Genomic DNA, 10,357 nt, shown 5'->3' with positions numbered 1-10,357 from the left:
CACGGGATCACCCGCCCCCCCCGGGGCCCGGACAGGCCCCGGACCCCCCAGCCCACCCGGAGGCCGGGGGCGCCGCCGCCGGGGCCCCCCCGTCCCCTCCGTCGTGCCGGTCTGATCAGCTGAACTCGCGGGCTTCCTTCCGGAAGATCTCCCCGGTCGTGACGCCCTCCTCGAGCTCCTCCAGCGTCCGGCCGCGGGTTTCCGGGACCTGGGTGCGGACGAAGACCAGTGCGAGGAAGTTGACGACCGCGAACCCGAAGAAGCAGCCGGTGATGCCGACCGCCTCCACCAGCGTCGGGAAGTACAGACCCAGGAAGGCGTTGGTGAGCCACAGCACGAACACCGAGGTGCCCATGCCGAAGGCACGCATCTTCAGCGGGAAGATCTCCGAGAGCGTGACCCAGACCGCGACGTTGAGGAACGTCTGCATCGACCCGACGAACCCGACCACCAGCAGCAGGATGACCCAGGGGCGCAGCGGGTTGCCGACCGGCAGGACGAGCGAGCCGATGCCGATGAGCAGGTGGAACACCGTCGTCAGCGTGAACCCGATGATGAACGTCTTGCGGCGGCTGAAGCTGTCCATCATGCGCAGCGCGATGAGCGCGCCGACGACGGCGATCACACCGGGGGCGATGTTGACGATGAGGGCCATGCCCTCCTCGAAACCGGCCTCGCGCAGGATGACCTGCCCGTAGTACATGATCGAGTTGATGCCCGTGAGCTGCTGGGCGACACCGAGACCCGTGCCGACGAGCAGGATCCGCCGCAGCCACCGGTTCGACAGGATGTGGCGCCAGGTCATGTCGACGCGCTTGGAGTCCTCGTAGGTGATCTGGGCGATCTGCCGGGCCTCCGGTTCGGCGCGACCGTCCGGGCGGACCTGCCGCAGGACCTCGACGGCCTCGTCGTACTGGCCGTGGTCGATGAGCCAGCGCGGGGACTCGGGGACGCGCAGCATGCCGACGAACAGGGCCACGGCCGGGATCGTCACGACGGCGAGCATGATGCGCCAGACGCCGCCGTACTCGCCCCAGATGTTGCCGATGATCGCGTTGACGACGAACGCGGTCAGCTGACCGATGACGATCATCATCTCGTTGCGGCCCGACAGCGACCCGCGGATCTCGTACGGCGCCAGCTCGGCCAGGAACACCGGCACGACCGTGCTGGCCGCACCGACGGCCAGGCCGAGCAGGACGCGGCCGACGACCATGACCTCGAAGTTCGGGGCGAACACGCAGACGAGCGCGCCGGCGAAGAAGAAGAACGACATCAGCAGGATCGTCTTGCGGCGGCCCCACGCGTCGGACAGCCGGCCGCCCGAGATGGCGCCGACGGCCGCCCCGAAGAGCAGCGAGCTGGTGACGACGCCTTCGGTGAGGGTCGTGAGGCCCAGCTCGGCGACCATCGGTTCGAGGGCGCCGTTGATGACGCTCGTGTCGTACCCGAAGAGCAGGCCGCCGAAGGTGGCGACCAGGGCGACGACGCCGAGGCGCTTGCGGTACGGCCCCGCGGTCAGCGGGGGGAGTGCACTGCGCAGGTCCTGTCCGGTCGGATGTGACTGTCCCTGAGTCGACAAGAGAACTCCTTCGTCCTGGGGGCTCGAACTCGCCGGCGAGTCCTGCGGTCACCAGGGCTCGGGGCGGTCACCCGCGCGCATCGCCGGTGACACTCCGGGGACGGTAGGTGGGAGCTCGTGAGGATGTCAAGACAAAGATCCCTCACGCGTCCCTCGTCACGCTGCGAGATCGAGCCGTCGCACGTCCTCCGCGGACAGCTCCAGCCGCACGCCGGCGAGCGCCGCGTCGAGCTGTTCGGGCCTGCTGCCGCCCAGGATCGGCCGGATCCCGTGCGCCAGCAGCCAGGCCAGCACGACCTGCCCCCGGGCCACGCCGAGGTCCTTCGCCACGCGGGTCAGCGCCTCGAGCCGACGGGTCGAACCGGGGTGGTCGTAGACCTCGGGCACCTCCTTGGCCGGGTTGTCGTAGGCCCCGGACAGCAACGGCGTGTAAGCCCACAGCTCCAGGGCGTGCACGTCGGCGTAGTCGCGCAGCTCGTCGTCCAGCACGCCGAAGGGGTGCACGTTGCCGGGCGGCAGCTCGCCCGGGCGCGGTCGCAGGTAGGTCGCCGACAACTGCAGCGCGTCGACCGGCACGGTCCCCGTGGCGTGGGCGTGCGCACGAGCCCGCTCGACGCGCCACGCCGGGTGGTTGGACGCGCCGACGCGGAGCACCTGCCCGGCGGCGACCAGCGGGGCGACGGCGTCGACGGTCTCCTCCACGCCGGTCGCCCGGTCCTCGGTGTGCCACCAGAGCAGGTCGACGTGGTCGGTGCCCAGTCGTCGCAGGCTGCCCTCGAAGGCGGTCCGCACGGCCCTGGTGGACAGGCCGTCGAAGTGCTCGGGCCAGCCGCCGGGCCAGCGGGGTTCGGCGCCGACCTTGGTGGAGATCTTCACCCGGTCGCGGGCGCCGGGCCGGGCGGCCAACCAGCGTCCCAGGACGGTCTCGCTCTGGCCGCCGTGGCCGGTGCCGCTCTCCCAGAAGGCGTAGCAGTCGGCGGTGTCCACCCACACGCCGCCGCCGTCGACGAAGCGGTCGAGCAGGTCGAAGGAGGACTGCTCGTCGAGGCGGGTTCCGAAGAGCATGGCGCCCAGGACGAGCGGGGAGGTCTGCGTCATGACGGGCAGGCTGCAACCCGGAGCGCGCTCCGGGTCAAGGGTCTACCGTGCGCAGGATGAGCGGTACGACGACGTACTCCCCCGCGCAGGCCGCCGCGCGGTCCGGTTTCAGCACCGAGACGCTGCGCTACTACGAACGGGCCGGGATCCTGGCTCCCGTCGGCCGCACGGCCGGTGGCCGACGGGCCTACACCGACGACGACCTGTGGACACTGGGGTTCCTGCGGTGCCTGCGCGACACCGGGATGCCCATCGCCGCGCTGCGCCGGTACGCCGAGCTGTCGGCCGACCCCGCGACCATGCCCGCGCGGGCCGACCTGCTGGCCGAGCACGACGAGGCCATCACCCGCCGGATCGCCGAACTGCGGGCGCAGCAGGACCGGCTGCGGGAGAAGATCGCCTGGTACCGGGCGCAGGACTGATCGTCGTGGGCTTCTACGCGCGGCGGCTGCGGCCGCGGCTGGTCGACGCCACGATGCGCACCCCCGAGCTGCGGGAACTGCGTGAGCGCGCGTGCGAGGGGCTGGCCGGCGACGTGCTGGAGATCGGGTACGGATCGGGACTGAACCTGCCGCACCTGCCACCGCAGGTGCGGGGGGTGTGGGCGGTGGAACCCTCGACCACCGCGCTGGAGCTGGCCGGGCGCCGGGTCGGCACCTGCCCGGTCACGATCGCCGGCGCGGACGCCCAACGCACGGACCTGCCCGACGACCGGTTCGACGCGGCCCTGTCGACCTGGAACCTGTGCGGGATCGACGATCCGGTGGCGGCGGTGCGTGAGGTGGCGCGGGTCCTGCGCCCGGGCGGGATGCTGCACTTCGTCGAGCACGGCCGGGCCCCGGACGAGGACGTGCTGCGCCGGCAACGCCGGCTGAACCCGCTGAACCGGCGCGTCACGGGCTGCTTCCTCGACCGCGACGTCGCCGCGGTCGTGCGGGCCGGGGGGATGGACCTCGTGCGGTTGCGGACGTACTACCACCCGACGTTCCCCCGGGTGACGGCGTTCACCTACGAGGGGCGCGCGGTCGCGCCCGCCTGAGTCGACGGGGGCGAGGCCGGCGCCCCTCGCCCCCACGACCCGGACGCGACGCGCGCGGCCTCAGAACGAGAAGTCGGACTTCCTGATGGTGGCGTGGACGCCGACGGTCCGGTCCACCACCTGGGAGAGGTGGAAGTCGGTCGCGGCGCTGAGGTAGGCGTACGCCACGGGTTCGGGCATGCCCAGGTCGGAGGTCAGGAAGTCCAGCGCGTGACGCACGGCGTCGCGCATCGCCACGTCGAGGTCGGTGCCCTGCTCCTCGCCCTCCGGGCCGTCCGGGTCGCTCAGGCCCATCGGGATCCAGTGGTCGGGGGTCTCGGCGAACGGGAACTCGCGGGTCTGCTGCGGGGCACCACCTTCACCGGGGCGCACGACCGAGAGCCGGACGGTCGCGCGCAGCGAACCCTCCATGGCCGTCAGCGACACCTCGCCGTCGCCCTGGGCCATGTGCGGGTCGCCGACGAAGAACATCGCCCCCGGCACCCGCACCGGCAGGTAGAGCGTCGAGCCCACGACGAGGTCCTTGACGTCCATGTTGCCGCCGGCGTCGGTGGGCGGCACCGAGTCGACCATCGCGGAGGTGTCGCGCGCGACACCCATCGTGCCCAGGAACGGCGCCAGCGGGAACCGCGCGGGAACCGGGCCCGGCAGGGCGCCCACGAGGTCACCGCCGCTGGTCGCGACGGAGGTGAACACGCTGATGTTCCCGCCGACGTTGAAGTAGTCGGCCATCAGCGGGTTCCCCACCCACCTCTCGGGCAGTTCCCCCGGCAGGGCGCCCTTGCCGTGCCGGTTGGAGATGACGCCGTAGGGCACCCGCAGCGCCAGGTCGAGCACCTCGACCTTCAGGACGTCGCCGGGTTCGGCGCCGTGCACCGCGACGGGGCGGTTCACGACGTGCGGGCCGGGACCGTCGTGCGGAACTCGCGCGGCGATGGCCACCGCGTCGTCCAGGACGTCCTCGGCCGCGACGCCGAAACCGGAGAAGTAGGCGCGCGGGTCCTTGCCCTGGTCCTCCAGGATGCCCTCGTGCGAAACGGTGTCCAGCGTCACGACGTCGCCGGAGGAGACGACGACCGACGGCGCGGTGTCGCGGTTGGGAAGCCGACCCCACAGGACGTTCTCGGGCGTCGACGCCACGTAGGCGCCGCGGCGGCGGCCGCGACCCGGTTGCAGGACACGGGAACGGCCCGCCCGGACGCGGTCGACGCCTCGGCCGTGGCGGTGATCAGGCCGGCGCCGGCGGTGACGCCCGCGGCCACTCGCAGCAGCGACCGGCGGGCGGGGAGGAGGGGGTGCGTTGCCATGGTCGCATGTCAGCAGGTTGCTGTGACGCAACTGTGTCCGGCCCGTTTCCGCGATGTTTCGGACGGTGCACGCCGGCGCCGGCCGTGCGAGAGGATGATCGCGACCGGCACGAGACGAGACGAGGGGTTCCATGGACGCCGACACGAACGACCTGCTGACCCGCCTGGCCGCCGACGAGGAACGCCTCGTCTTCGAGGGTTTCGACGAGGACGACGCGTGGCGGCTCGGCTCGCTGCTCGTCGAACGCGCCCGGGCGGCGGGTCTGCCGGTGGCGATCGCCATCCGCCGCAACGGCCAGCGGTTGTTCCACGCCGCCCTGCCGGGTTCGGTGGCCGACCACGACCACTGGCTGCAGAGCAAGATGAACGTCGTCGACCGCTTCGGCCACTCCTCCTACCTCGTCGGCACGCAGTGGTCGGCCGGCGGCGGGAACTTCGACGTCGACGCGCGGGTGGACCCGAGGACCCACGCCGCCCACGGCGGCGCGTTCCCGGTCCGGGTGCGCGGGGTCGGCGTCGTCGGCGCGGTCGCGGTGTCCGGCCTGCCGCAGGCCGACGACCACGCCCTGGTCGTCGACACCCTCACCGAGTTCCTGGCCGGCCGATGAGTTCCGGCCCCGGCGCCGGTCCCCCCTCCCGACCGTGAACACGGAGGAGGAGGAGACGATCGTGGAGTTCGAGCACGTCCTGGCCGTCGCACCCGTCACCGACCTGGAGACCGCGGTGCAGTGGTACACCCGGTTGTTCGGCCGGGGCCCGGACAACAACCCGATGGAGACGCTCGTGGAGTGGCGCGTCACCGACAGCGGCTGGCTGCAGGTGTTCCGCACCGAGGACTCCCCCGGCGCCGGCGCGGTCAACCTGGCCGTCGCCGACCTGGACGGGGCCGTGTCCCAGGTGCGGGAACGGGGCCTGGAACCCGGGGAGGTCCTCGAGGCGAGCAAGGGGGTGCGGTTGTCCGCGCTCACCGATCCGGCCGGCAACACCATCACCCTGATCGGTGGGTTCCGCACCGTCTACTGACCACCCACCTCGCCGGGGCACGGCACGGACGGGTGGGCGGGAACGGTCGTGGGTGTCTCGTCCCGGCCGGGTGCGGCGCGCACCGCACGGGCGACCAGGACCGGGTCGGTGCGGTGGCGGGCGCCGAAGCCGGTGTCGGGTTGCGCCAGCGTGCGGGCGGACAGGTGGACGTCGGCGATGCCCGTCGCGGCGGCGAGTTCCCCGGTGCGGTCGGGCCGGACGCCACCACCGGCCATGACGGTGATCCGGCCGGCGGCCGCGGCGACGGTGCGGGCGATGCGCGCGACACCGTCGTGGGCCGAGGCGGCCGCGCCGGAGGTGAGGATCCGGTCCACCCCCGCGCCGACCAGCGCCTCGACGTTCGCCTCGACGTCGGGATGCACGTCGAAACCGCGGTGAGCGGTGAGTTCGGCTCCCGCGGCCACCTCCCGCAGCCGGTGCAGGGCCTCGGTGTCGAACCGGCCGTCGGGGCGCAACGGGCCGGCGACGAGCCCGGCCGCGCCCGCCTCCAGCACGTGCCGCGCATCGCGCAGCACGACGTCGAGGTCGTCGGCGTCGTGGACGAAGTCACCCGGCCGTGGGCGCAGCAGCACGTGCACCCCCACCGGCCCACCCGCCTCGACGGCACGGTCGACCAGCCCCAGCGACGGGGTCAGCCCGCCGACCTCCAGCGCGACGCACAGCTCCACCCGCACCGCCCCTGCGGCGCGCGCCACCCGCACGCCGTCCACGTCCGTGACCGCGACCTCGATGTTCAGCACGCGCCCCACCCTGCCTCCACGCCCGTGACCGCCTCCACCCCTGGAGGCCCCCACCGCGCGGGTTCCACCGCTGCCGCGGCAGGCCGCGGTGACGCCGGGTCAGGCGAAGTAGCCGCCGGCCGCGAGGTCCTCGGCCAGCGTCGGGCCGGTGGGGTTCCAGCCCAGCAGCTCACGGGTCCTGACGCTGGAGGCGGCCAGGTCCATCGCGAAGAAGGCACCGATCCAGCCCATCGCCGCGGCGAGCTCGTCGGGCGAGGTCGAGGCCGTCGGCAGGCCGGTCCCGGCTCCGACGGCGGTCGCGATCTCGCGGGTGGGGACGCCCTCCTCGGCGACGGCGTGCAGGACCGTTCCGCCGGGCGCCCCCTCGACGGCCAGCCGGACCAGCCGGGCGGCGTCGCTGACGTGGACGGCGGCCCAGCGGTTGGTCCCGTCCCCGGCGTAGCGGGCGACACCGGCCGCGCGGGCCGCGGCGACGAGGGTGGAGACGAACCCGTGGTCGCCGGTGCCGTGGACGGTGGGCGCGAACCGGGCGACGAGGACGCGGACCCCGCGGTCGGCGTACTCCAGCGCGAGGTTCTCCGCTCCGCCGCGCGGGGAGTCCGGGCCGGTGAACGGGTTCCGGTCCGCCTCGGTGACCGGACGGCCGGAGACGAGTCCGGCCACCCCGCCGGCCAGCAGGAACGGCCGGTCGGTGCCGGCGAGGGCGTCGGCGATGGTCTGCACCGCAGCGCGTTCGGCGGCGTTGGAGGCGGCCTGGTCGGTGAAGTCGTGCTTGTTGGCCAGGTGGATGGTGCCCTCGGTGGACTCGGCGCCCTCGCGCAGGGAGTCGAGGTCGTCGAGGTCACCGCGCAGGACCTCGGCCCCCTTGGCCTCCAGCGCCGCGGCCGAGGCGTCGGAGCGGGCGAGTCCGAGGACCTGGTGCCCGGCGGCGAGGAGCTCGTCGACGGTGTGCGAGCCGATCCAGCCCGAGGCACCGGTGGTGAAGACGCGCATGGCAGGGACCTCCCGGAAGTGATGTCAGGTTGCGACATCACCGTACTACCCGATGTCAGGACCTGTCATCACCTAGGATGGATCTCATGGCGAGGTGGGCACCGGGTTCGCGCGATCGGCTGCAGCAGGCCGCGGTGGAGCTGTTCGCCGAGCAGGGCTACGAGCAGACGACGGTCGCCCAGATCGCCGAGCGCGCCGGGGTCACCGAGCGGACCTTCTTCCGCACCTTCGCCGACAAGCGCGAGGTGCTCTTCGCCGGCAGCGAGCAGCTCGAGGCGCTGATCGTCGACGCGGTCGCCGGCTCCCCCGCCACCGATCCGGTCGACGTCGCCGCCGACGGCCTGGACGCCGCGGCGCAGTTCTTCCCCGAGGACCGCCGGCCGTACGTGCAGGCCCGCCAGGAACTCGTCGTCGCCAACCCCGCCCTGGCCGAACGCGAGCAGCTGAAGATGGTGACGCTGGCGTCCTCCGTCGCGCGGGCGCTGCGGGAGCGCGGCGTCGGTGAACCCGCGGCGCGGCTGCTGGCCCACTCGGCGATCACGGTGTTCCAGGTGGCGTTCGAGACGTGGGTGCGCGCCGGGGAGGACCGCCCGTTGCAGCAGCTGCAGCGCGAGACGTTCACCGCGCTGCGGGAAACCCTCGGAGCGAGGACCGCCGCGCGCTGAGGTCCGGACGCGCGTCCTGCCCGGTCTGCGCTGGCACGTCCGCGTTCCACCGAGCACAGTGGAGCCCGGAAGGGGTCGAGCCACCGGCCCGTCGCGCGACGGCGGCCACGGCCGCGACGGGAGGCGGCACGTGCGCGCCATGGTGTACCGCGGGCCCTACCGGGTCCGGGTCGAGGAGAAGGAACTCCCGAGGATCGAGCATCCCAACGACGCGATCGTGCGGGTGACGCTCGCGGCGATCTGCGGATCGGACCTGCACCTGTACCACGGGCTGATGCCGGACACCCGGGTCGGGATGACGTTCGGTCACGAGTTCATCGGCGTGGTCGAGAGCGTCGGCAGCTCGGTGCAGTCGCTGCGACCCGGAGACCGGGTCATGGTCCCCTTCAACATCTCGTGCGGTTCCTGCTTCTACTGCGCGCGGGGCATGCTGGCGAACTGCCACAACGTCAACCCCAACGCGACCGCGGTGGGCGGCATCTACGGGTACTCGCACACCACCGGCGGGTACGACGGCGGTCAGGCCGAGTACGTCCGCGTGCCGTTCGCCGACGTCGGGCCCACCGTGATCCCCGACTGGATGCACGACGAGGACGCGGTCCTGCTCACCGACGCCACGGCGACCGGCTACTTCGGCGCCCAGCTCGGCGACATCCGCGAGGGCGACGTCGTGGTGGTGTTCGGCGCCGGGCCGGTCGGGCTGGTGGCCGCCCAGTCGGCGTGGCTGATGGGCGCCGGCCGGGTGATCGTCGTCGACCACCTCGACTACCGGCTGGAGAAGGCGAAGACGTTCGCGCACGCCGAGACGGTGAATTTCACCGAGCACGACGACGTCGTCGTCCACCTCAAGCGGATCACCGACCACCTCGGCGCCGACGTCGCGATCGACGCGGTGGGGGCCGAGGCCGACGGGAACCTGCGCCAGCACGTCGCGGCCGCGAAGCTGAAGCTGCAGGGCGGTTCCGCGGTGGCGCTGAACTGGGCCATCGACTCCGTCCGCAAGGGCGCCACGATCTCGGTGATGGGGGCCTACGGCCCGATCCCGAACTCGGTGAAGTTCGGCGACGCCATGAACAAGGGCCTGACCCTGCGCATGAACCAGTGTCCGGTGAAGCGTCAGTGGCCGCGCCTGTTCGAGCACGTCCGCAACGGGTACCTGACGCCGCGCGACCTCGTGACGCACCGGATCCCGCTGGAGCACATCGCCGAGGGGTACCACATCTTCTCGTCGAAGCTGGACGAGTGCATCAAACCCCTGGTCGTCCCGACCACCGCCTGAGGAGGGCCCATGGCCTACCGGCCGCAGAAACCGCCGCTGCCCGAGACCAGCGAACAGCTGCGGGCGCGCATCCCCGGGTGGGGCGTGGACCTGGACCCGGCGGACCGTCCCGCCGTGCCGCAGGAGGTGTTCGACCCGGCCGCCTACGGCGCGCGGTGGGAGTTCCCCGAGCGCCAGGAGGAGCGGTGGCCGCGGGAACGGTCGATCGAGCACGCGTTCCTCACACCGGTGTTCGGGACCTCCTGCCCGCCGAAGGGGTTGTCGGGGATCGTGCGCCGCTACGCCTACGAGCGCTTCAGCGAGGGCCGCGCCGCGCACTGGCTGCTGCTGGTGGCCGCCGACCGCATCGACACCCTGGAGAGCACCGTCGCCTCCTACGCCTCCGGTCACCCCGACAACCCGGTGACGGAGACCGGTGTGCGTGCGGAGTTCACCCACCACGGGGTGCGGTCCCGGCTGGGACGGGGCCGCACGGACGTCAAGCACGTCTGGATGGACCCGGTCGTGGTCGCCGGACCCTGGGTGGCCGCAGGGGCCGGGATCGCCGTGGGCGCCGCGGTCGTGGCCCGGCGCCTCACCCGGTCCCGGTAGCAGCACCGACCGGGAACGA

General features: G+C 72.8%; 12 protein-coding genes. 7 read left to right on the top strand and 5 right to left on the bottom strand.

What is annotated here, in order from left to right; genetic code table 11:
- Window positions 1–115 precede the first annotated feature (115 nt).
- Entirely contained in the window at window positions 116–1,582 is a 1,467-nt protein-coding gene (locus ACRYR2_RS23965) for a sugar porter family MFS transporter (protein WP_432565414.1), read from the bottom strand.
- A 156-nt stretch (window positions 1,583–1,738) separates the two neighbouring features.
- Window positions 1,739–2,680, bottom strand: coding sequence for an aldo/keto reductase (locus ACRYR2_RS23960; protein ID WP_432565412.1), 942 nt, complete (start codon window positions 2,678–2,680; stop codon window positions 1,739–1,741).
- 56 nt (window positions 2,681–2,736) lie between these two features.
- Between ACRYR2_RS23960 and ACRYR2_RS23955 the strand changes: the two genes are divergently transcribed.
- Together ACRYR2_RS23955 and ACRYR2_RS23950 are read left to right on the top strand one after the other, a co-directional pair.
- Window positions 2,737–3,102: a MerR family transcriptional regulator gene (locus tag ACRYR2_RS23955; RefSeq protein WP_432565411.1), complete on the top strand. Its 366-nt coding sequence runs from the start codon at window positions 2,737–2,739 to the stop codon at window positions 3,100–3,102.
- A 5-nt stretch (window positions 3,103–3,107) separates the two neighbouring features.
- The gene (locus tag ACRYR2_RS23950; RefSeq protein ID WP_432565410.1) at window positions 3,108–3,719 is read left to right on the top strand and encodes a class I SAM-dependent methyltransferase; all 612 of its coding nucleotides are present in this window, start codon (window positions 3,108–3,110) and stop codon (window positions 3,717–3,719) included.
- Between the two features lie 60 nt (window positions 3,720–3,779).
- Here ACRYR2_RS23950 and ACRYR2_RS23945 read toward each other — a convergent pair whose 3' ends face one another.
- On the bottom strand, window positions 3,780–4,859 hold the full coding sequence (locus ACRYR2_RS23945; RefSeq protein ID WP_432565409.1) for an acetamidase/formamidase family protein: 1,080 nt from the start codon (window positions 4,857–4,859) through the stop codon (window positions 3,780–3,782).
- Window positions 4,860–5,157: 298 nt separating this feature from the next.
- Here ACRYR2_RS23945 and ACRYR2_RS23940 point away from each other — a divergent pair, with 298 nt between their 5' ends.
- Window positions 5,158–5,634 (top strand): heme-degrading domain-containing protein, encoded by a 477-nt coding sequence (locus ACRYR2_RS23940; RefSeq protein ID WP_432565408.1) that lies wholly within the window; start codon window positions 5,158–5,160, stop codon window positions 5,632–5,634.
- A gap of 34 nt (window positions 5,635–5,668) precedes the next feature.
- On the top strand, window positions 5,669–6,049 hold the full coding sequence (locus tag ACRYR2_RS23935; protein ID WP_432565407.1) for a VOC family protein: 381 nt from the start codon (window positions 5,669–5,671) through the stop codon (window positions 6,047–6,049).
- On the opposite strand, the gene ACRYR2_RS23930 is transcribed toward ACRYR2_RS23935, so the two are convergent.
- Together ACRYR2_RS23930 and ACRYR2_RS23925 are read right to left on the bottom strand one after the other, a co-directional pair.
- A complete protein-coding gene (locus tag ACRYR2_RS23930) occupies window positions 6,043–6,810 on the bottom strand; it encodes a copper homeostasis protein CutC (RefSeq protein ID WP_432565406.1) in 768 nt (255 codons plus the stop codon). The two genes, ACRYR2_RS23935 and ACRYR2_RS23930, sit on opposite strands and share 7 nt — an antisense overlap.
- A gap of 99 nt (window positions 6,811–6,909) precedes the next feature.
- A complete protein-coding gene (locus ACRYR2_RS23925) occupies window positions 6,910–7,803 on the bottom strand; it encodes an SDR family oxidoreductase (protein WP_432565405.1) in 894 nt (297 codons plus the stop codon).
- An 86-nt stretch (window positions 7,804–7,889) separates the two neighbouring features.
- Between ACRYR2_RS23925 and ACRYR2_RS23920 the strand changes: the two genes are divergently transcribed.
- The 3 genes from ACRYR2_RS23920 (at window position 7,890) to ACRYR2_RS23910 (ending at window position 10,338) form a co-directional block, all read left to right on the top strand.
- Window positions 7,890–8,468 carry a TetR/AcrR family transcriptional regulator gene (locus tag ACRYR2_RS23920; protein WP_432565404.1) on the top strand — a complete coding sequence of 193 codons (579 nt, stop codon included), beginning with the start codon at window positions 7,890–7,892 and terminating at the stop codon, window positions 8,466–8,468.
- A gap of 130 nt (window positions 8,469–8,598) precedes the next feature.
- Window positions 8,599–9,747, top strand: a complete 1,149-nt coding sequence (locus tag ACRYR2_RS23915) for a zinc-dependent alcohol dehydrogenase (protein WP_432565403.1) — start codon at window positions 8,599–8,601, stop codon at window positions 9,745–9,747.
- Between the two features lie 9 nt (window positions 9,748–9,756).
- Window positions 9,757–10,338 (top strand): hypothetical protein, encoded by a 582-nt coding sequence (locus ACRYR2_RS23910; RefSeq protein ID WP_432565402.1) that lies wholly within the window; start codon window positions 9,757–9,759, stop codon window positions 10,336–10,338.
- The last annotated feature ends 19 nt before the right edge of the window (window positions 10,339–10,357 follow it).

The sequence above is a fragment of the Kineococcus deserti genome (assembly GCF_050871945.1).
Lineage (GTDB): Bacteria > Actinomycetota > Actinomycetes > Actinomycetales > Kineococcaceae > Kineococcus.
The sequence above is the reverse complement of the archived record's forward strand: the minus strand, read 5'-3'. Positions and strand labels throughout refer to the sequence as shown.

Coding starts and splice junctions, on each gene's coding strand:
- ACRYR2_RS23960 (WP_432565412.1), bottom strand. CDS start 2,680: ATGACGCAGACCTCCCCGCTCGTCCTGGGCGCCATGCTCTTCGGAACC.
- ACRYR2_RS23955 (WP_432565411.1), top strand. CDS start 2,737: ATGAGCGGTACGACGACGTACTCCCCCGCGCAGGCCGCCGCGCGGTCC.
- ACRYR2_RS23940 (WP_432565408.1), top strand. CDS start 5,158: ATGGACGCCGACACGAACGACCTGCTGACCCGCCTGGCCGCCGACGAG.
- ACRYR2_RS23925 (WP_432565405.1), bottom strand. CDS start 7,803: ATGCGCGTCTTCACCACCGGTGCCTCGGGCTGGATCGGCTCGCACACC.
- ACRYR2_RS23920 (WP_432565404.1), top strand. CDS start 7,890: ATGGCGAGGTGGGCACCGGGTTCGCGCGATCGGCTGCAGCAGGCCGCG.
- ACRYR2_RS23910 (WP_432565402.1), top strand. CDS start 9,757: ATGGCCTACCGGCCGCAGAAACCGCCGCTGCCCGAGACCAGCGAACAG.